This is a genomic window from Cellulomonas wangleii (assembly GCF_018388445.1).
GTDB classification, from domain to species: domain Bacteria; phylum Actinomycetota; class Actinomycetes; order Actinomycetales; family Cellulomonadaceae; genus Cellulomonas; species Cellulomonas wangleii.
Genome location: NZ_CP074405.1, coordinates 1,937,402 through 1,958,043, shown reverse-complemented (window position 1 = coordinate 1,958,043; position 20,642 = coordinate 1,937,402). Strand labels below are relative to the sequence as shown.

Annotated in this window: 14 protein-coding genes; 4 read left to right on the top strand and 10 right to left on the bottom strand. The window is 76.0% G+C overall.

What is annotated here, in order from left to right; genetic code table 11:
- Positions 1–2 precede the first annotated feature (2 nt).
- Positions 3–2,042, bottom strand: coding sequence for a glycoside hydrolase family 31 protein (locus KG103_RS09005; RefSeq protein ID WP_249670865.1), 2,040 nt, complete (start codon positions 2,040–2,042; stop codon positions 3–5).
- 177 nt (positions 2,043–2,219) lie between these two features.
- Here KG103_RS09005 and KG103_RS09000 point away from each other — a divergent pair, with 177 nt between their 5' ends.
- The 3 genes from KG103_RS09000 (at position 2,220) to KG103_RS08990 (ending at position 6,153) form a co-directional block, all read left to right on the top strand.
- A complete protein-coding gene (locus KG103_RS09000) occupies positions 2,220–3,773 on the top strand; it encodes a glycosyltransferase 87 family protein (protein WP_207342007.1) in 1,554 nt (517 codons plus the stop codon).
- 185 nt (positions 3,774–3,958) lie between these two features.
- Positions 3,959–4,684 carry a GAF domain-containing protein gene (locus KG103_RS08995; protein WP_207342008.1) on the top strand — a complete coding sequence of 242 codons (726 nt, stop codon included), beginning with the start codon at positions 3,959–3,961 and terminating at the stop codon, positions 4,682–4,684.
- Complete coding sequence (locus KG103_RS08990) at positions 4,681–6,153, top strand: PP2C family protein-serine/threonine phosphatase (protein WP_207342009.1); 1,473 nt, start codon at positions 4,681–4,683, stop codon at positions 6,151–6,153. Before KG103_RS08995 ends, KG103_RS08990 begins: the two co-directional genes overlap by 4 nt.
- Positions 6,154–6,169: 16 nt before the next feature.
- Here the strand turns inward: KG103_RS08990 and KG103_RS08985 are convergent, their stop codons facing one another.
- The 6 genes from KG103_RS08985 to nirB all read right to left on the bottom strand — a co-directional run bounded on the left by KG103_RS08985 (position 6,170) and on the right by nirB (position 13,196).
- The gene (locus KG103_RS08985) at positions 6,170–6,970 is read right to left on the bottom strand and encodes a glycosyltransferase family 2 protein (protein WP_207342010.1); all 801 of its coding nucleotides are present in this window, start codon (positions 6,968–6,970) and stop codon (positions 6,170–6,172) included.
- Between the two features lie 122 nt (positions 6,971–7,092).
- Positions 7,093–7,839, bottom strand: coding sequence for a sirohydrochlorin chelatase (locus KG103_RS08980; protein ID WP_207342011.1), 747 nt, complete (start codon positions 7,837–7,839; stop codon positions 7,093–7,095).
- The gene (locus tag KG103_RS08975) at positions 7,836–8,945 is read right to left on the bottom strand and encodes a uroporphyrinogen-III synthase (protein ID WP_207342134.1); all 1,110 of its coding nucleotides are present in this window, start codon (positions 8,943–8,945) and stop codon (positions 7,836–7,838) included. The genes KG103_RS08980 and KG103_RS08975 overlap by 4 nt, the downstream gene beginning before the upstream one ends.
- A gap of 8 nt (positions 8,946–8,953) precedes the next feature.
- Positions 8,954–10,222, bottom strand: a complete 1,269-nt coding sequence (gene cobA / locus KG103_RS08970) for a uroporphyrinogen-III C-methyltransferase (RefSeq protein WP_207342012.1) — start codon at positions 10,220–10,222, stop codon at positions 8,954–8,956.
- Positions 10,219–10,638: a nitrite reductase (NAD(P)H) small subunit gene (locus KG103_RS08965; protein WP_207342013.1), complete on the bottom strand. Its 420-nt coding sequence runs from the start codon at positions 10,636–10,638 to the stop codon at positions 10,219–10,221. Before KG103_RS08965 ends, cobA begins: the two co-directional genes overlap by 4 nt.
- Positions 10,635–13,196, bottom strand: coding sequence for a nitrite reductase large subunit NirB (gene nirB / locus KG103_RS08960; protein ID WP_207342014.1), 2,562 nt, complete (start codon positions 13,194–13,196; stop codon positions 10,635–10,637). Before nirB ends, KG103_RS08965 begins: the two co-directional genes overlap by 4 nt.
- A gap of 307 nt (positions 13,197–13,503) precedes the next feature.
- Between nirB and KG103_RS08955 the strand changes: the two genes are divergently transcribed.
- Positions 13,504–14,001 (top strand): DUF1269 domain-containing protein, encoded by a 498-nt coding sequence (locus tag KG103_RS08955; protein WP_207342015.1) that lies wholly within the window; start codon positions 13,504–13,506, stop codon positions 13,999–14,001.
- A 130-nt stretch (positions 14,002–14,131) separates the two neighbouring features.
- On the opposite strand, the gene KG103_RS08950 is transcribed toward KG103_RS08955, so the two are convergent.
- Genes KG103_RS08950 through KG103_RS08940 form a run of 3 tightly spaced genes read right to left on the bottom strand, consistent with a single transcriptional unit; the run spans position 14,132 to position 20,571 of the window.
- Positions 14,132–17,620: an FUSC family protein gene (locus KG103_RS08950; RefSeq protein WP_207342016.1), complete on the bottom strand. Its 3,489-nt coding sequence runs from the start codon at positions 17,618–17,620 to the stop codon at positions 14,132–14,134.
- Positions 17,621–17,641: 21 nt separating this feature from the next.
- Positions 17,642–19,708, bottom strand: a complete 2,067-nt coding sequence (locus KG103_RS08945; RefSeq protein ID WP_207342017.1) for a YhgE/Pip domain-containing protein — start codon at positions 19,706–19,708, stop codon at positions 17,642–17,644.
- Positions 19,705–20,571, bottom strand: a complete 867-nt coding sequence (locus KG103_RS08940) for an ABC transporter ATP-binding protein (RefSeq protein WP_207342018.1) — start codon at positions 20,569–20,571, stop codon at positions 19,705–19,707. Before KG103_RS08940 ends, KG103_RS08945 begins: the two co-directional genes overlap by 4 nt.
- Positions 20,572–20,642 lie beyond the last annotated feature (71 nt).

Sequence of the window (20,642 nt, the reverse complement as noted above, 5' to 3'; positions counted from 1 at the left end):
CCTCAGGCGGACGGGACGCGGCCGACGAGGTGCGCGAGCGCACCGTCGCGCGCGAAGACCGGCAGGGTCGCGAGCGGGGCCTCGACGTCGAGCCACTGCCCGCCGTCGTGCACCTGCCCCGTCACGAGCGACGTCCACGTCGCCCGCGGCGGCAACCAGACCCGACGGGACGTCGCACCCGCCTCCAGCACGGGGGCGACGAGCAGCGACGGCCCGTACAGGTACTGGTCCGCCACCCGCCACGCCCACGGGTCGTCCGGGAACTCGTGCGCGAGGCCGCGCATGACCGGCTGACCGTCGGTGTGCGCGGCGGCCATGAGCTCGCGCGTGTAGTCGCGCAGCTCCTCGCGCAGGTGCACGTAGTGCTCCAGCACGTCGTACACGGCGTCGCCGAAGGACCACAGCTCGTTGCCCGCCCCCGTGGGGTTGCGCTCCGAGCCGTCCGCGGCCCGCACCGGGCTCGCCGGGACGCGGTCGCCGTGCAGCCGCATGACCGGCAGGAAGGTGCCCACCTGGAACCAGCGCACGAGCAGCTCGTGGAAGGCCGGGTCGTCCGTGCGGCCGCCCCCGAACCCGCCGATGTCGGTGGTGAACCACGGGATCCCGGCGGCACCCATGTGGACCCCGGCGACGATCTGGCGCCGCAGCGTGGGGAAGTCGGAGTGGATGTCACCCGACCACACCAGCGCGCCGTAGCGCTGCGACCCCGCCCACGCGCAGCGCACGAGGTTGACGACCTCGTGCTCGCCGTCGGCCGTCTGCCCCTCGAAGAACGCCCGCGAGAAGGCCTGCGGGTACCAGTTGGCCACCTCGGTCCCCTGCCCGGCGTGGAACCGGTAGGCGTCGTGGTCGTAGACGCCGAACTCGGGCTCGGCCTCGTCCAGCCAGAACAGGCGGATGCCGTGGCGCGCGTAGCCCTCCCGGCACCGGTCCCACAGGAACCGGCGGGCGTCGGGGTTCGTCGCGTCGACGAACCGGCTCGGGCCGCCGAACCACATCTGCACGTCGATACCGCGGTTCGTGCGCACGAGCAGGTTGCGCCGCGACATCTCGGCGAAGTTCTCCGACTGCAACGACACCTGCGGCCAGACGGACACCATGAGCTCGACGCCCAGCTCGCGCAGCTCGGCGACCATCGCCGCCGGGTCCGGCCAGAACTCGTCCTCGAACCGGTAGTCGCCCAGGTGCGGCCAGTGGAAGAAGTCCGCGACGATCACGTCGAGCGGCAGGCCGCGGCGCACGTGCTCGCGTGCGACCGCCAGCAGCTCGGCCTGGCTCGCGTAGCGCAGCTTGCACTGCCAGAACCCCAGCCCGTGCTCGGGCATCATCGGCGCGTGGCCCGTGGCCTCGGCGTAGCGCCGGCTGACGTCCGCCGGCGTCGCGCCCGCGGTCACCCAGTAGTCGAGCTGACGGCAGGCCTCCGCCGTCCACTCGGTGCGGTTGGCCGCGAACGTCGCGCGACCGATCGCCGGGTTGTGCCACAGGAACCCGTAGCCGGCGCTGGACCGCACGAACGGCACGCTGGCCTGCGAGTTGCGCTGCGCGAGCTCGAGCGTGCTGCCCTTGAGGTCGACGAGGTCCTGCTGGTACTGCCCCATGCCCGCCAGGTGCTCGTCGGCCGGGGTCCGCAGCGCGAGCCCGGCCTGCACGCCGCCGCCCGGCAGCGGCCGGTACGTGCGGGCCCGCACCTTCAGGGCGCCGCCCGACGGCACCTCGGAGAACAGGGGCCGGCCGTCGGCGTCCTCGAACGCGAGCCGGCAGTCGTGCGCGAGGGCGCCGGTCTGCCAGTCCTTGCCGCTGGTGGCCGTCGCGACGACCCGGATGCGGCCGTTGGTCAGCGTCGCCGTCGACCCGTCCACCACGACGTGCGCGTCGGCGTGCGCCGCGGGGTCCGGCGGCAGCAGCGCCCAGTCGGCGTCGACGACGTCGCCCAGCGCCGAGCGCACGCGCACGCTGTCACGGCCCCACGGCTCGACCACGAGGGTCTCGCCGTCGCCGCGCCAGACGAGGGTGCCGGCTCCGGTGTCGAACACGTGCGTCACAGGGCTGCGTCCTTCCCGCCGGGGCGCGGCCCCTGCAACGGTGGAGAGGGGTGCCCGGACGGCGACGGCGACGTCGCACGTGGTCAGGGCCACTCGCGATCATAGGTTGCGCCACCCGCCGCCCACGGCGTGCCGTGCCCTGTGGCGACCCCGGGCACCCGCTGCGACGCTGGCTGGATGGTACGAGCCGGCCACTCGTCCCCCACGCGCACCCGGGGCGGTGGCCGCACGGGGTGGGTGGTCGCCTGCGCCGCCGGCGCCCTCGCGTTCGTCGTGCGCTGGCACCTGGTCGGGGGCGCGGGCGGCGTCCGCGGGTACCACGGGTACGACGACGGCGTGTACTTCTCCTCGGCCGTCGCCTTCGTGCACGGCCGGATGCCGTACCGCGACTTCCTGCTGCTGCACCCGCCCGGTGTGGTGCTCGCGCTGGCGCCGTTCGCCGCGCTGACGCGGTGGACCAGCGACCCGAACGCCCTCGCCGCCGCGCGCGTCGCCTTCATGGCCGTCGGTGCGGTCAGCACCCTCCTCGTCACGCGGCTGGCCCTGCGCTGGGGGACGGCTGCTGCCGTCGTGGCGGGCGCGCTGTACGCCGTCTCCTCCGCCGCCGCGCGCGGGGAGCGCCTCACGCTGCTCGAGCCGCTCGGCACCCTGACCCTGCTGGGCGCCGTCTGCCTCCTGCTGCGGGCGCGCGCACCCGACACGTCCCGGTGGTGGCTGTACGCCGGCGGCGCCGTGCTCGGCGTCGGCCCCGTCGTCAAGATCTGGAACGTCGTCCCCGTCCTCGTGGTGCTCGCCTGGCAGGCGTGGACGCAGGGGACGCGCTCGGCGGTGCACGTCGCGGGCGCGGCGACCGGGTCCTCGTTGCTCGTCCTGCTGCCCTTCGCGCTGGCCTCCCCCGGCGCACTGGTGCGGCTCGTGCTGCTCGCCCAGCTGGGCCGGCCACGGTCGGGCACCACGACGGGTGAGCGGCTCGAGGGGATCACCGGTGTGGGCACCGCACTCGAGCCGCAGCCTCCCGGGACACGCGCGGCGTGGACGGTCGTGGTGTGCGTGGCGGTCGCGGTCGCCGCGGTCGTCGCCTGGTGCGGGCGCCGGGGACGGCTGTGGGTGGCGGTCCTCGGGACGCAGGTCGCCGTACTCCTGGTCTCGCCGCCGTTCTACGTCAACTACGCCGCGTACAGCGCCGCGGCGGTGGTGCTGGTGGTGGCCGCCGCCGTGTCGCTGGTCCCGGGCGGTCGGCCCGCGTGGGCCGGCCCCCGGGCCTGGGCGGCGGCGCTGACCGTCGGGGCGCTAGGGCTCCCGACGGCGGCGCTGCGCCCGCCGCCACCGGAGACGCTCGCCGTCGCCGAGGTCCGTGGGCTGCTCCCGGAGCAGGGCTGCGTGCGTGCGGACTCCCCCGGCGTGCTGGCGGTCCTCGACGTCCTGTCCCGGGACGAGGAGCGCGGCTGCCGGACCCGTGTCGACGTCTCCGGCCAGACGTACGTCGTCGGCGACCGCGACGACCGGGGACGCCCCGTCCCGCGGTCCCGCAACAGCCGCTGGCAGGACGACGCCGTGGCCTACCTGACGTCCGGGACCGCCGCCGTGCTGGTCCGGGCGACGGGCAACGGCTTCGACGACGCGACCGTGGAGCGGCTGCACCGGCAGGGCACGCTCGTGCGGGTGCACGGCGCGCAGGTGCTGCTGCCCCACGACGCCGCTGCCCCGCACGGACCGGCCGCGCGACCCTGAGGACCGGCACGTCGACGGTGCGGGGTGCCCGGAGGGCTGCGCCACGGTCGCCTCGGCGAGCCGGCCGCGCGCTCTGCGCACGCCGGTCCTGCCCCGGCACGGACGAGCGGCGGCGCCCTGCGGTGCGTCCTATGGTCGGAGGGTGCGGCGCCACGTCGGCGTGGCCCGCACGAGGGGGCGCGATCATGGCCGGTTCGCCGTTGGAGCACGTGGTGGCCCGTGCATCCGGGCTGATGCTCACGGACCGCGCGGTCGACCAGGTCCTGGACCTGCTGACGGCCACGCTCCTGCAGGCGGTGCCCGCGGCGTGCGGGGCGGGCATCACGGTCGTCGACCGTGACCGCGACGAGGGCCACGGCGGCACCACGACGGCGGCCACCGGAACGCTCGTCGAGACCGCCGACGCGGTGCAGTACCGCCTGGCGGAGGGCCCCTGCCTCACCGCGTGGCTGACCCGCCGGGCGGTGCGGGTCGACGTCGTGGCGACCGAGCTGCGGTGGCCGCGCTGGGCGCAGGAGGTGGCGGCGCTGGACGTGGCGTCGGTGCTCAGCGCACCGATGGTGGCCGGTGACCTCGCGGTGGGCTCGCTCAAGCTCTACGCGCACGAGCCGCACGCGTTCGCGTCCCGGGACGAGACGACGGTGAACCTGTTCGCGGCGCAGGGTGCGCTCCTGCTCGCCAGCGCCCGGACCTTCCGGGACGCGGGACGCCTGTCGCAGGACGTGCGCAGCGTGCTGGTGCAGCGCGACGCCCTGCAGCGCGCGGCCGGGCTGCTCATGGGGCGCGACGGGCTGACGGAGCAGGCAGCGCTCGCGCACCTGGCGGCCCGGGCCGAGCAGGAGCGCACCGGCGTCCACCAGGTCGCGGCGCGCGTGCTCACCGCGCACGCACGTCAGGTGGCCGGCCGGTGACGACGGCGGCCGACCGCCAGCGCCGGCGGATCCGTGCCGCGTTCGGCCGGACCCGCCTGGAGCCGGAGGAGCTGTGGGTGCGGTACTTCGCCCTCGGTGGCCAGGCGGGTCCCGCCGACCTCGCCGAGTTCCTCGACGGGACGTCGGACCTGCCGGTGCGGGAGCGGGACCGTGTCGCACTGGCGGTGAACGAGGAGCTGGACCGGATCACGGGGAGCGACCGGGCCCCCTACTCGCGCCCCCTGCGCGCCGCGGAGCCCGAGGGTGGCCCGCTCGCCGCCCTGGTCACGCTGCTGCGCGACACGCACCTGTCCCCGCCGGACTCCCTGCCCGCGGCGATCGACGCGGCCGGACGTCACCTCGGCGTCGTCCCCGTGCTCTACCTCGCGGACGACGGGGCCCGCACCCTGGTCCCGCTGCCCGGCGGCCCGGGCCACGGCCGCGAGCCGCTGTCGGTGGACGGCACCCTGCCCGGGCGGGCGTACCGGGTGCTGCAGACCCAGCCCGCGGTCAGCGAGGACGGGCAGGCACGGCTGTGGGTGCCCGTCGTCGACGGCGCGGAGCGTGTGGGCGTGCTCGACGTCATGCTGGCCGACCCGGCGGACCTCGACGACCCCAACCTGCACCGCCACTGCTGGTGGCTCGCCCACTACCTCGGTCACCTCGTCACGGCGCTCGCCTCGTACGGCGACGCGCTGGAGGTGACCCACCCGGCCGGGTCCCGCAGCGCCCGCGCGGAGCTGATCCACCGGCTGCTGCCGCCGTCGACCGCCGGCACGGGCCGGGTGCTGGTCGCGGGGCGCGTCGAACCGGCGCACGACATGGGCGGTGACCTCTTCGACTACGCGCTGAGCGCGACCCGTGCCCAGTTCGCCGTGCTCGACGCGACCGGTCACGACCTGCGCGCCGGCCTGGCGGTGGCCGCGGCGGTCTCGGCCTACCGCGCGGCGCGGCGGGCCGGTGCGGGCCTGTTCGAGCAGGTGGAGGCCGTGCACGGCACCGTCGCGGAGCACTTCGCCGGGAACGTGTTCGCCACCGCCGTCGTCGCCGAGCTCGACCTGCTGACGGGGCGGCTGCGCTACCTCTCGGCCGGGCACCCCGCCCCCCTGCTGCTGCGCGCGGGCAAGGTCGTCAAGCAGCTCGACGACGGACGCCGACCCCTGCTGGGGATCGACGTGCGCAGCACGACGGTCGGTGAGGAGCACCTGCAGCAGGGTGACACCGTCGTCGTGCACACCGACGGGATCACCCGGGCCCGTGACCGGACGGGCCGGACGTTCGGGCTCGGCGGGCTCGTCGACGTGCTGCAGCGGACGGCCGCCGAGGGCACGCCGCTGCCGGAGGTGACCCGGCGCGTGGTGGCGGCGATCCTCGACCATCACCAGGGCGCGCTGCAGGACGACGCGACGCTGCTGATGGTGCAGTGGACGACGGAGGGCCAGGACGCCCTGGACCCCGCCCCCCGGTGACGGGCCGCCGTCGTCGTCAGGGCCGCGCGCGGCCGGCGGGGACGCCGGGTGCGGAGCCCCGCAGCCGCACCTCCCAGCGCCGCCACGGCGGGAGCACACGCCACTGCCGCCCCAGCGTCCGGAACGCCCGTCCGAACCGCGCCACCCACTGCCGCCCGGGGCGCACGGAGCGCGCCGACACGCCCACGTGCCACGAGCGGTCGACGACGATCCGCGCACCGGGGCCGAGCGCCATCGCCAGGTCGAGGTCGTCGTGCACGTCCTCGGTGCGGGTCACGTGCGCGCGGGCACGGCGCCACGACTCCGCACGCAGCGCGGCCGACGACCCCCAGATGACGCCGTGGCCCGCGGCGAGGGCGCCCAGCAGGTAGTACGACCCGAGGTACACGTGTGCGAGGAGCGCCCCCCAGGGTCGGGGCACGTCGAACCGTCCCCACCCGCTGACCGCATCGACCTCGGGGTCGTCGAGCACGCGCACCGCGTGCTCGACCCACCCGGGTCCCGGTCGGGAGTCGGCGTCGAGACGCATCAGCACGTCGCCGCGGGCCGCGTCGTACCCGGTGGCGACCGCGGCCGGGATCCCGACACGCGGCTCGTGCACCACGCGCGCACCGTGCCGCAGCGCGACCTCGACGCTGGCGTCGGTGGACGCGTTGTCGACCACGACGACCTCGTCGGGGAGCCGGGTCTGGCGGGCCAGCAGGGTGAGGCAGGCGTCGAGGTGCGTGGCGTCGTCGCGCACCGGGACCACCACGGAGACGAGGTGCGACCGCCCGGGAGTTGCCGGCGCGGGCTCCGGACGGACCGGCTCGCTCATGGCTGTCACTCGACCTGCTCTCCGGGTGGTGGTGCCCTCGACGATCCCACGACCGGCCGCCGTCCTCCACCGGGGGCACGTGCGCGCTCCGCCGACACGCGAGCCCCGCGGGCCGAGCGGGCTCAGCGACGCGCGCCGGCCGCCCGCTGCGGCGAGGGCCACGACGACGCCGCGTGCCCGCTGACCTCGTCGTACCGGTCGAGCGCGATCGCGGCCAGCCGCGGGTCCGGCGCCAGCGGGTCCGTCACGACGTCCGCGCCCGCCTCGTGCACGCGGTCGAGGAAGTAGCCGGGGGCGAGCAGGTAGGACGCGACCACGACGCGCCCGCCCGGCGCGAGCCCGGCGCGCGCCGCCGCCACGGCGACCGGCACGCGGGGGTGGGCGCCCGACCCGTACCCGACGGTGACGGGCCGGCCCAGGTGCTGCGCGAGCGCGTCGACGACGTCACGCACCGCGGCGGCGGCGGCAGGGTCGCTGGACCCGGCGGCCGCGAGCACGACCGCGTCCCCGTCCCCGAGGCCCGCGGCCAGGAGCCGGTCGGCGAGGATCTCCACCAGGCGCGGGTCGGGGCCCATGGGCCGGGCCGCCGCCGCACCGGGCCGGTCCACCGCGCGGGCCACGTCGACCTTCACGTGGAACCCCACGGACAGCAGCAGCGGCACCACGACGGCCGGTGCCTCGCCCAGCGCGTCGGTGACGACGTCGTCGACCTCCGGCTGCTGCACGTCGACGAACGCCTCGCGCACGTCGAGCCCGGGCCGGGCCGCGACGACGTCGGCGAGGATCGAGGCGATCGCCTCGCGTCCCGCGACGCTGTCGGTCCCGTGCGAGCAGCCGATGAGGACGGGCGCGGTGGCGGACGAGGTCATGCCTGCTCCTGGAGCTCGAGGCGGTAGCCGCGCTTGACCACCGTGCGGATGAGGGCGCGGCTCCCGGCCGCGTCGCGCAGCCGCGCGATCGCGACCTCGGCGGCGTGCGGGTCGGACGAGACGCCCGGCAGGGCGGCCAACACGCGCTCGCGCGGCACCACCGAGCCCCGGGCGTGCGCCAGGACGCGCAGCACCTCCAGGCCCGTGCGCGACAGCGGCAGCACGCGCCCGTCGAGCACCGCCGCCGCCCGCCGCACGCGCAGCGGGCCGGCGACCGTGTCGAGCGCGTCCACACCGCCGTAGTGCGTCACAACGGCCCGCACGAGCGATCCGAGCCGGCCGCGATCGGGCACCAGCGGGTCGATGCCCACGTCGACGAGCGGCTTGGCGGTCACCGGGCCGACCGCCGCGAAGACCACGGCACCCGAGCGGTACCGCCGCAGGACGCCGTCCATCGCGCCGGCGTCGTCCGCGGCTGCCAGCCACGCCGCCGAGCCGGGCGCCGACGTGAAGACCACGGCGTCGATCTCGCCGTCCGCGACGGCCTGCGCCGAGTCGCGCACCAGCGCGGGGTCGGGCGGCGGGCCCCACCGGTAGACCACGAGGCTGCGCACCCGCGCCCCGGCGAGCGCGAACGCCTCGTCCAGGCCGTCGGCGCCGGCGCCGTGGTGCTGGATGACGATGTCGCGGCCCGCCACGCCCTCGTCGAGCAGCGTCTCGGCGATCTCGGCGCTGGTCTCGGACTCCGCGACCCAGTCCGCGCTGAGCCCCGCCGCCTGGATGGCGCCGCGCGCCTTGGGGCCGCGCGCGACGATCCGGGTGCCGCGCAGCACGTCGACGAGGCTGTCGGCCACGCCGGCGGCGTCGGCGGCCTCCACCCAGCCGCGGAACCCGATCCCCGTGGTGACGACGACCGTGTCCGGCGGGTCGACCAGCAGGTCGCGCGTGCGGGCGAGCAGCAGCGCGTCGTCCGTGTGGGGCACCATGCCCAGGGCCGGCGCGTGACGGATCGTGGCGCCGCGGCGTGCCAGGGCGGCGCTGAGCTCCGCGGCGCGGCGGTCCGCCGTGACGAGCACGACGCACCCCGCCAGCGTCTGGTCGATCATCTCGGCCGTCACGCGCCCATTGTCGTGGAACCGGCGCCGGACGGCTCGAGGGCGCCACCGGTCGGGACGTCGAGCAGCCCCGCCGCCGCGACGTCGCCCAGCACGACCACGGCCGGGGCGGCCACGCCCCGTGCCCGGGCCTCCGCAGCGACGGCGTGCAGGGGCGCGCGCGTCACGCGCTGGTCGTCCTGGGTCGCCCGCTCCACCACCGCGACCGGCAGGTCCGGGTCGACCCCGCCGGCCAGCGCGTCGCGCACCAGTCCCGGCAGCGCCGCGACCCCCATGAGGACGACGACGGTGCACGAGCGGTCCCGCAGCCCGGTCAGCGCCGCGGCCGACCAGCCGTCCGTGCCGTTCATCACGTGCACGGCGCCGACGACCCCGCGGTGCGTCAGCGGGATGCCTGCCGCCGCGGCGGCGGCGAACGCGCTGCTCACCCCGGGGACCACGGTGACCGGGACCCCTGCCGCGCGGCAGGCCTGCACCTCCTCGCCGCCGCGCCCGTACACGAACGGGTCCCCACCCTTGAGGCGCACGACGACCCGCCCGCGCTGGGCCTGCTCCACGAGCAGCCGGTTGATCTCGTCCTGCGGGACCGGGTGGTGCCCGGGCGACTTGCCGACGTCGATGACCTCGACGTCCGCGGGCAGCTCGTCGAGCACGTCGGTCGGTCCGAGCCTGTCCGCGACGACGACGTCCGCCTCGGCGAGCGCACGTCGGCCCGCGACGGTGAGCAGCCCCACGTCCCCCGGGCCGCCGCCCACCAGCACGACGCGCCCCCGGTCGGGTGCAGCGCGTCGTCGTCGCAGGTCGACCGCGCCGGTGCGCAGGTGCGCCGCGAGCCAGTCGCGCACCCGCACGCTGCGCCGCGGGTCGGCGCCGGCGGTCGAGACGACCCCGACGAGGACGTCCCCGGCCCGCGTGGTCGCCGGGGTGCGGGCGGTCCCGGCGGCGGGCCGCCGCGGACCGCCCGCGTCGACGCAGAACACGCGGCGTGCCGTGGCCCAGGCGACCACGGCCAGGTCGGTCACCCGGTCCCCCGTCGCGGTGTGCGCGAGCCACACGTCGTCGAGGTCGTCCTCGGCGACCTCACGGTCGGACCAGCGGACCGAACCCGCGACGACGAGGTCGGCCAGCGGCTCGCACACGTGCGGCGCGACCACGTGCACGAGCGCACCGGCGTCCGCGAGCGCCTGCACCCGGCGGGCGGCGACCGGTCCCCCACCGGCCACGAGCACGACCCGCCCGGCCAGCTCCACGCCGAGCAGCGTGGTCATGAGGCACCCCCGGCGACCGCGACCTGCACGTCCCCCTCGAGGACCCGCACGGGCCAGGTGCGCAGGTCCGGGCCGTGCCCGGCGACGGGCTGCTTGCCGGCCCGCTCGAGGCACCGACCGGTGACCAGGTCGAACACCTGCTTGTGCATCGGCGACGCCACGGTCGGCACGTCGGCGTCCTCGACGCGTCGTGTGCCGACGATGCCGCGCGCGATCACGTGGGCGTCGCTGAACGGGTCGAGCTGCTGCACGGCGAGCACGCGCTCGTCGAGCAGCCGGAACAGCGCGACCTGGGTGAGGACGGGCTGCCCGTCCACCTCGTCGGGGACGAGGGCTGCGGCGCCGCGCTCGTACGCCAGGTCGTGCCGCCGGCACACGGTCAGCCAGGTCGTGGCGCGGTCGTCGAGCGTCGTCACGAGCGGACCTCCAGGGTGGTGCCGGCGACGAGCACGGCGCGCTCGTCGTGGGTCGCGGGGCGCACCTGCCCCCGGGTGGGGACGTAGGCGAGCGAGGGGTCGGCGACGTCGGGGGCGTTGACGAAGGACGCGAACCGCCGGAGCTTCTCGGGGTCGTCCAGGGTGGCTCGCCACTCGTCCTCGTAGTCGGCCACGTGGCGCGCCATCTGCTCGTCGAGGTCCGCGCAGAGGCCCAGGGAGTCGTCCAGGACGACGGCACGCACGCCGTCGAGGCCGCCCTCGACCTCCTCGATCCACGGCGCCGTGCGCTGCAGCCGGTCCGCGGTGCGCACGTAGTAGAGCAGGAAGCGGTCGATCGTCCGCACGAGCGTGTCGGTGTCGAGGTCCTCGGCGAGCAGTCGCGCGTGCCGCGGCGTGAACCCGCCGTTGCCGCCGACGTACAGGTTCCAGCCGTTGTCGGTCGCGATGACGCCGACGTCCTTGCCGCGGGCCTCGGCGCACTCGCGCGCGCAGCCCGAGACGCCCAGCTTGATCTTGTGCGGGGAGCGCAGCCCGCGGTACCGCAGCTCGAGCATGACCGCGAGCGCGACCGAGTCCTGCACCCCGAAGCGGCACCACGTCGACCCGACGCACGACTTCACGGTCCGCAGCGACTTGCCGTACGCGTGGCCGGACTCGAACCCGGCGTCGACCAGACGACGCCAGATCAGCGGGAGCTGGTCGATGCGGGCGCCGAACATGTCGATGCGCTGACCGCCGGTGATCTTGGTGTAGAGACCGAAGTCGCGGGCGATCTCACCGACCGCGATGAGCCCCTCGGGGGTGACCTCGCCGCCCGCCATGCGCGGCACGACCGAGTACGAGCCGTCCTTCTGCAGGTTCGCCATGACGTGGTCGTTCGTGTCCTGCAGGGCGGCACGCTCACCGTCCAGGACGTGCGCGGGGGCCGTGGTCGCGAGGATCGAGGCGACGACGGGCCGGCAGATGTCGCAGCCTCGACCGTGCGAGCCGAACCGTTCGAGCACCTCGGTGAACGTGCGCAGCCCCGCGACCCGGACGGCGTCGTACAGCTGGGCGCGCGAGAGCGCGAAGTGCTCGCACAGCGCGCTGCTGACCGTCACGCCGAGCTTGGCCAGCTCGGTGGTCATGAGCTTCTTGACCAGCGGCAGGCAGGACCCGCAGCTCGTCCCGGCGCGGGTGCACGCCTTGACGGCGCCGAGGTCGTGGCAGCCCTGCTCGGCCACGGCGTGCCGGACCGCACCGGCCGACACGTTGTTGCACGAGCAGACCCCCGCGTCGTCGGGCAGCTCGAGGTCCGGTGCACCGGTCCCGCCCTCCGGGAGCAGGAACGCGGCCGGGTCGCCGGGCAGCTCACGTCCCACCATGGGCCGCAGGCTCGCGTACGCCGTGGCGTCACCGACCAGCACGCCGCCGAGCAGGGTGCGGGCGTCGTCGGACAGGACGAGCTTCTTGTACACACCGCCCACCGGGTCGGCCCAGACGACCTCGAGCGCACCGGGGGTGCGGGCGAACGCGTCCCCGAAGCTGGCGACGTCGACGCCCGCGAGCTTGAGCTTGGTGGCCGTGTCGGCCCCCGGGTAGACGGCGGCGCCGCCGAGCAGGCGGTCCACCGTCACCTCGGCCATCGTGTAGCCGGGCGCGACCAGACCGACGCAGGCACCGTGGATGCACGCGACCTCACCGACCGCGGACACGTCCGGGTCGTCGGTCAGGCACGTGTCGTCGACGACGACGCCGCCGCGCGGGCCGATCGGCAGGCCCGCGTCGCGGGCGAGCTCGTCGCGGGGACGCACGCCGGCGGCGACGACGACCACGTCGGCGTCCAGGCGCGTGCCGTCGGCGAGCTCGACGCGCCCCACGCCGCCGCTGCGGTGCGGCAGCAGCCGGGTCGTGCGCGACTGTGTGCGGACCCCGATGCCCAGCCGGTTGACCAGGCGCCGCAGCGCCTCGCCGCCGCCGAGGTCGACCTGGGCCGACATCAGGTGCGTGTCGACCTGCAGGACCGTGGCGCGGGCGCCCAGCGCGTCGAGCGCGCCGGCGGCCTCCAGCCCGAGCAGCCCGCCGCCCAGCACGACGCCCCGCACGGTGCGCTCCGCGGCGAGCGCGGTGACGTGGCCGCGCAGGGCCGCGACGTCGTCGAGCGTCCGGTACACGAAGACGCCGTCGAGGTCGGCGCCCTCCATGGGCGGGACCCACGCGGACGAGCCGGTGGCCAGGACGAGGTGGTCGTAGCGGTGCGTGCGTCCCGACGCGGCCGTGACGGTCCGCGTGGCGCGGTCCACCGCGGTCACGGCGTCCCCCCGCACGAGCGTGACGAGCGGGTCGTCCCACAGCGTCGCGTCACCCAGCGCCAGGTCCTCGGGGGCCCTGCCCGAGAAGAAGCTCGTGAGCGCGACGCGGTCGTACGGCCGCCGTGGCTCCTCGGCGAGGACCGTGACCCGCCAGACACCGTCGGCGTCACGGTCACGCAGGGCCTCGACGAGACGCTGGGCGACCATGCCGCCGCCGACGACCACGAGGTGGCGCTGTGCGTCCATGGGACCCTCCAGGGGCTGGGACCGGGGCGGTCGTCACGGGCGGGCCGGGCGCCGCGCCTGCCGACGACGCTAGGGCCGGCGTGTTTCCGCCGAGCACGCCCGTGCGTTACCCCTCCGGAACCGTCCGCGCACACCGGGGTCGGTCGCCGTGTGAGGGCGCGCGGGGCGACCGCGCCGGCGCGGCACGACGATCACCCGTGCCGGATGAGGCGCGGCGCCGACCCGACGGCGACCCTGGGGTCGGGCCCCGGCCTGCCCGGCGTGACGCCGGGCGGGGCGACGGACCGGCCCGGACGAGGAGACGACGGTGGCCACTCTGAGCGTGTGGAAGTTCGAGACCCCGGAGGGGGCGGCGCAGGCGGAGGACGCGGTCCTCGCCCTGCAGACGCAGCACCTCATCGACGTGCAGGACGCCGCCACGGTGTCGTGGGAGCCGGACAAGAAGAAGCCGAAGACGCGCCAGTCGCACAACCTCGCGGCGGTCGGCGCCCTCGGCGGCACGTTCTGGGGCCTGCTGTTCGGCCTGCTGTTCTTCATCCCCCTGGTCGGGGTGATCGTGGGGGCGGCCGCGGGCGCCATCGGCGGGGCCCTGACGGACGTGGGCATCGACGACAACTTCATCAAGCAGGTGCGCGAGAAGGTCACGCCGGGCACGTCCGCGCTCTTCCTGCTCACCTCCGGCGAGGTCCCCGACCGGATCGTCGCCTCGCTGCGGGAGCAGGGCATCCACGGCGAGCTGCTCGCGACGAACCTGTCCTCCGAGGAGGAGGCCAAGCTGCGCGAGGCGTTCCAGGAGGACGTCTGACGCCTGGCCCTCGGGACGGCCGTGCGCCGCGGTCCACGGACCGCGCTGCACGGCCGTCCTGCCTGTCAGGCGACCACCCGGCCGTCCCCGCCGCGCGGGGGCCGCCGGCGGTGCGTCGGGGACCGCCTGCTCAGGCGTCCACGCGTCCGTCGTCCTCCTGCCGGTCGACCACCCCGGGCGAGGCGGTCTGCACCAGCAGGACGAGCGTGTCGTTGATGCGCTCGAGACGGCGCCCGATGCCCTCGAGAGGGCTGCCCGCGGGAGCGTCCGCGACCCCGGTCTCCGGCAGGTCGGGCCGCACCTCGGTCGGCAGGCGGCCGGTGAGGACGTCGAGCAGCGCCGTGAAGTTGACCTGCAGCGTCGTGCGCACCGCGGCCCAGTCACGCGCCTCGCGGGTCGAGCCCGCGCGGATCGCCGCCTCGACGTTCCGCACCAGGTAGCGGGTGTCGTAGGTGAGCGCCCACAACGCGGTCAGCCGCGCCTCGACACCCGCTGCGGCGGACGCGCCCGCCGCCCGCCGCAGCGGGGCGGCGGTGGCGGAGACGCCCCGCGCCTCGCGCTCGGCGACGAGCACCCGCTCGCGCATCGCCTTCGTCGACACCGACCTGCCGGACTCCAGGTGCCCGACGGCCGTCGTCACGAGCGCCGCGAGGTCCCGCACGAGCTGTGTCGTGTCCTTGTCGAGGACGGCTGCGGTCCGGGTCGGCAGGACGAGCCAGGCGACCACCACGGCGGCCGCCGCACCCAGCAGCGTCTCGAGCACGCGCAGCTCCAGCGCGACGGGCGTGAGCCGGCCGAGGAACTCGTAGACGACCGCGAACAGCATCGTGCGCCACAGGACCGACGCCGCCGGGGAGACCCGGTTGTAGTAGGTCGCGGCGAAGACGGCGACGGCCAGCAGCGGGACCAGCACCCACGGCTCGTGGCCCGACCAGATGGCCACGCCGAACCCGATCACCGCGCCCACGACGGTGCCACCGACGCGCTGCAGCCCTTTGAGGCGCGTCTCCCCGTCGGTGCCGCCGAGCACCTGGTAGGCCGCGAGGGTCGCCCAGTACTGGTGGGAGGAGGACAGGAGCTCGGCGATGACGAGCGCGGCGCCCACCGCGATGCCGGCCTGAGCCGAGCGGCGGGTCACCGACGACAGGTGCAGGCCGGTCGCCTGCGGGTCCGCACCGTTCCAGTCGAGCTCCTCCAGCGCGTCCGCGTCCGCGTCCGCGTCGGCGTCGGCGTCCGCCGACCCCCGGTCAGGGGCGCCACGCCCGGCCGGGACCGGGGCGTCCGGTGCCGCGGCCCGGTCTGTCCCCGTCGCGGGCTCCACGACCGTGCGGAGCGTGGCGCTCAGCCCGGCCGCCACCTCGTACAGCTCGTTCATCGAGCGCCACAGCGCACGCGCCGGTGCGGGCCACTGCGCGGGCGGCGGCGGCGCGTCCCAGGGGTCGACCCGGGGCGTGGAGGCCTCGCGCGCAGCTGCGGCGTCGTGGCCCGCGGCGAGCTGCTGCAGGTGCGCCCGCAGCAGCTCGAGGCGGCCTGCCAGCCGCCCGCGCAGCTCCAGCGACACCGCCGTGCCCGTCACGTCCCGGGCCGCACCCACCAGGTGCGACGCGGACAGGGTCGTGTCCAGGAGCCGCAGGCGCAGCCCCACGGCCTGCCGCGGCTCGAGCCCTGTCGCCTCCGGCGGGCCCGTGAGCTGGCCCGTCATGAACGCCGCCCCGCGGGTGAGCCGGCGCTGGTCCACCGCGACGCGCTTCCTGACGTCGGGGTCCCAGCGCGCCCAGGAGACGGCGTCGACGAGCGTGTCGATCGACGCGACGAGCTCACGCTGGTAGCCGCTGATGCCCGCGCGCAGGACCCGGACGGGACGCTCGGGCAGGAGGACGTTGGTGAGCAGGAAGCCCCAGGCCACGCCGAGAGCCGCCGTCGCGAGGTAGAACCCGACGTCGGACAGCTCCAGGCGCAGGATCAGGGCGAAGTAGTAGACCATGAAGGTCGTGCGGCCCAGGGCCGCCCACCGGGGCCCGAAGCGGGCCATCCAGGTGCCGGCGACGGCCACGACCACGACGAGCACCGCGGTCCACACCGGCGAGCCGGACACCAGGGCGCCGAGCACGACGACGACGACCACCGGCACGAGGAGCAGGACGCTCGTGGCGCGACGCGCGCGCACCGTGCGGTCCACCGCGATGCCCGCGCTCAGCATGCCGACGAAGCCGCCGAACAGCGCGGGCGTCAGGACGTCCTCGCCGAGGGCCCGCAGCAGGAGGTAGCCCGTCAGCGCGGCCCCCACGGCCGCGAGCAGCGCACGGGTGGCCGCGCGCAGCCGCGCGTAACCCGGGTCGACCTGCGCGACGTGCTCCCGCAGGAAGGTGTGCCACCGGGACACGGCCCGCCGCCCGGCGGCGTCCGGCCGCGTCGGCTCGGGCGGGCCGGACAGGTACTCCTCGACGCCGCGCAGCGACAGCGCGCCCTGCGGGTGCAGGATCGAGACCGGCTGGTCGGTGACGATCACCGGCTGGTAGTCGAGGTCGCGTGCGACGGCGACGCTGACCTGCTGCGACCGGTACGCGAACGGCAGCCAGCCGGTGTACCGCCGGTACGTGTCGGCCGGGTCGGCGCCGGGCCGCACGCCCGCGAGAGTGGCCATGTCCTGGTCGAGCTGCAGGAACCGGGCCGCCCACACCCCGCTCACGTCGTCCGGCACCTCACCGTCGGCGATCCGGGCGAAGCGCTCCGCGTCGACGACCTCAGGGACGTCGGTGCTCGTCCAGCGGAGCCGGCGCTGCAGGTAGTCCCCGAACTCGAGGAGCTCGAAGGTCAGCGGCTCGAGCCGGGGCACGGCGGCCCCGGGGTGCCCGGTGGGCAGGCCCCAGCGCAGCGCAGCGATCGTCCCCCCGGTCATGCGCAGCGCGTAGGGCAGGGCGAACTGGTCCCGCCCGCTCTGGAAGTAGTACGCCGCGAAGTGCAGCCGCAGCCCGTCGGTGTACGACCCGAAGGCGTCGCCGACGTCGTCGAGGTGCCCGTCGAGCCCGTTGGGCTGACCGTCGCGGAAGTACGGGGCGATGCTCGCGACGGCGGACCCCGCCCCGCGCTCCGCGGTGACGAACCGGGTGCACAGGCTGTTGAGGTCACCGATCACCGAGTACACGCCGAGCAGGTACGTGAGGACCAGGGACAGCAGGAGCACGCCCGTCAAGGTCTCGGTGATGCTGAGGAAGCGCAGCAGGTCGGTCTCCGCCGTCAACGACGAGCCGCCGACCGTCGACAGCTGGGCGGCGCTGAAGTAGAGCGCGCTGAACAGGTCCAGCGACGCTCCCGTCCCCGAGACGGAGAACGCGGTCGGCGTCATCAGGCCGTAGTAGACGAGCCCGTAGCCGACGACCGTGCCGAAGACCCACAGCACGATCGTGAGGACCACCTGCAGGCCGGTGACCTGCCGCAGCGCCGTCGGGCGCCAGCGTCGCGGCAGCCGCCGGGTGACCGCCCGCAGGCTGCGCCACTGCAGCCGCGTCATCGGCGCCGCCAGGAACCCCGACTCGTCGTAGTTGAGCGCCGTGAGGAAGACGTCGAGGAGCGTGCCGAGAAGGACGACCACGCCCAGCACCAGCCACAGCACGTCCACGGGCGTCTCCTCGTCGGTGGGTCAGAGCACCAGCTCGGGCTGCAGGCGGTTGGGCGTCCACGTGCGGCGCCGGTACGCCGCCCACGTCGTGGCCGCCAGGCCCAGGACGAGGACCCCGGCCAGGACGGCGGCGTCACCGGCGGCGCTCGCCAGGTCGCCGCCGTAGAGCGTCTGCCGCAGCCCGTCGACGGTGTACGACATGGGCAGCAGGCGGTGCACCGACAGCAGCGGCTCGGGGATCGTCTGCCACGGGAAGGTCCCGCCGGCCGTGACGAGCTGCACGAGCATGAGCACGAGGCCCAGGAACTCCCCGACGGCGCCGAACCAGACGTTCAGCGCCTGCAGGACCGCGATGAACGCCGCCGACGCGAGCAGGAGCAGGAGCACCGTGTAGGCGCCGTAGACGGGCCGGATGTCCAGCGCGAACGCGACCAGGGCGGTCATGAGCACCACCTGCCCCGCCCCGAGGACCACCGCCGGCAGCCACCCGCCCAGCGCGGTGCGCCACGCCGGGGCGCCGGCGGCGAGCGCCCGCTGGGACAGCGGCCGCACGAGCAGGAACAGCACGTACCCGCCGATCCAGGTGGCCAGCGACATGAAGAACGGGGCCAGGCCCGCCCCGTAGCTGCCGGCGCGGGCGAGCTGGTCGTCGGCCACCCGCACGGGGTCGCCGATCGTGCGCGCCGTGTCGCGCTCCGTCTGCTGGTCGAGGTCCGGGATCCGTTCCAGCCCGGACTGCAGGCCGTCGCGCAGCTCGGTGACCCCGGACGCCAGCTGGTTCGTGCCGTTGTGCAGCGTGACGCTGCTGATGGCGAGCTCCTCGGCGCCCTGGGACACCTGCGCGGTGCCCGACGAGAGCCGACCGGCGCCGGCGGCCGCGGAGGCGATGCCCTGCGCGAGCCTCGGCGCGGCCTCCGCGAGCGCCGCGTCGCCCTGTGCGACCTCCCGGGCGCCGATGTCGAGCGCCCTCAGGTCGGTGGTCGCCTGGTGCAGGGCCGCCTGGGCCGAGGCGAGCTCGCCCTCCAGCCTCGGGACGGGATCGGTCAGGGCCTGGACCTGCTCGGGCGTGAGGTAGCCCTCGTCCTGCAGGGCGTTCAGCTGGTCCTGGACCACCGCTCGCGCGTCGTCGAGAGCCAGCAACGCAGCGTCGAGATCCTGCCCCTCGTCCGTCCCGCGTCGCTCCTCCAACCGCCGGGCACCTTCCTCCGCCGCTCTCGCCGCAGCCTGCGCCTCGGCCGTCGCCCTCGCCGCGGCCGCCTCGACCTGTGTCGCGACCCTCTCGATCTCGTCGTCACCCGCTGCCACCTTCGCCGCGCCCGCGGCCAGCCGGCGTGTGGCGTCCGGCAGCCCGCGGGTGTCCGCCCGCAGCGTGTCCAGACCGCCCGCCAGCTCGGCCGCGCCGCGGGATGCCTCCTGCGCCCCCCACGCCAGGCGCCCCGTCCCTCCCACCAGCTCCGCGGTCCCTGTCGCCAGCTCACCGGCGCCGTCGACCAGCCGGTCCGCACCCTGGACGCCCTGGGCGAGGTTGGTGTGGATGGAGCCGAAGCCCTGCAGGAACACCGTCGCGGCCTGCGTCCCCACCTGGGTGGCGATGGCGTCGCGCACGTCGTCGGCGATCGTGTCCGCGATGGTCGTGGACAGGTAGTTGTTGGCGTCGTTGGTCACCAGCGTCAGGCTCGCCTGCTGCGGGCGGTACTCGGCGGACGAGACGAGGTCCTGCGAGAAGGACGGCCCGATGATCAGGGCCGCGTCGAACCGGTCGGACCGGACCCCGGCCTCGGCCTCCGCCTGGGAGGTCCGCACCCAGCGGAACCCGCCGCGCCCGTCGGCCAGGCGGTCGGCGACCTCCTGCCCGTAGTCCACCCGGCGGGTGCTGCCGTCCTCCGGGTCCGTGGTCGTCGCACCGCGGTCGCGCACGACCAGGGCGGCCGGGACGTGGTCCAGCCGGCCGTACGGGTCCTCGTTCGCGAAGAGGTACAGCCCCGAGTACAGCGAGGGGATGACGACGAGCGCCAGGAGCGCCAGCTTGGGGAGGGTCCCCGCGGCGAGGCGGCGCAGCTCGGTGCCGGTGAGGCGCGCGATGATCACGACGCACGCCCCTCTCCCGGCGGCGGGTCGTCGGGTCGGTCGTCGGGCGGGTCGTCGGGCGGGTCGTCGGGCGGGTCGTCAGGCGGGTCGTCAGGCGGGTCGTCAGGCGTGCCGTCGACCGCGTCGTCGGGCGTGCCGCCCACGGCGGGCAGCTCCCCTGTCGTCACGTCGTCCGCCGTCCGCCGCACGCCGGGCGCCGTGCGTGTCACCTCGACGTGGGCGGCCCGTCCCGCCGCGTCGCCCCGGGTGCCGGCCACGGGTACGCCGAGGTGGTTCGCCGACGCCCGCGTGCACTGCACCAGCACCCCGAGGCCGCGGGCGGCGAACGCCTGCGCGATCGCCCACCAGCCCGACGGGTCGCCGCCGTGACGGTCGGGCAGCGTCAGCACCAGCAGCCGCACGCCCGGCCGCTCGGACGCCAGGGAGGTCAGCAGCGCGGTGCGCCGCGGCCCGTCCAGCTCGGCCACGCGCGTCCCGAGCCGGTCGGCCATGTCGTGGTCCGCGAGCCACTCGCGCGCAGCGCGGGCGCTGCTGGGCCGACGCGCGAGCGCGAGCTCCTCGGCCACGACGGTGCCGACCGTCAGCACGTCGTCCGGCTCGGAGACCTCGGGCAGGTCCACCACAGCGGTCAGCGCGCGCAGCGCCGCGGGCGTCGTGGTGCTGGCGCCGTCGGCCGTCGTCAGCGTGACGGTCCCGGTGTGCGGGGAGAGCCGACCGGTCGCGACCAGCGCGAGCGCCGTGTGGCCCTCCCCCGGATCACCCGCCAGCAGCACGCACTCCCCTGTGCCGAAGGTCAGGCCGGGCAGGTCGAGCATGGGCCCGTGCCGGCCGGTGACGTGCACGTCGTCCAGCGTCAGCCGCACCGGGCCCGCTGTGGGGGGCGGCGGGTGCCGGACGGCGTCCCGGCGGGCGCGGCGAGCGACCCGCCCGGCGG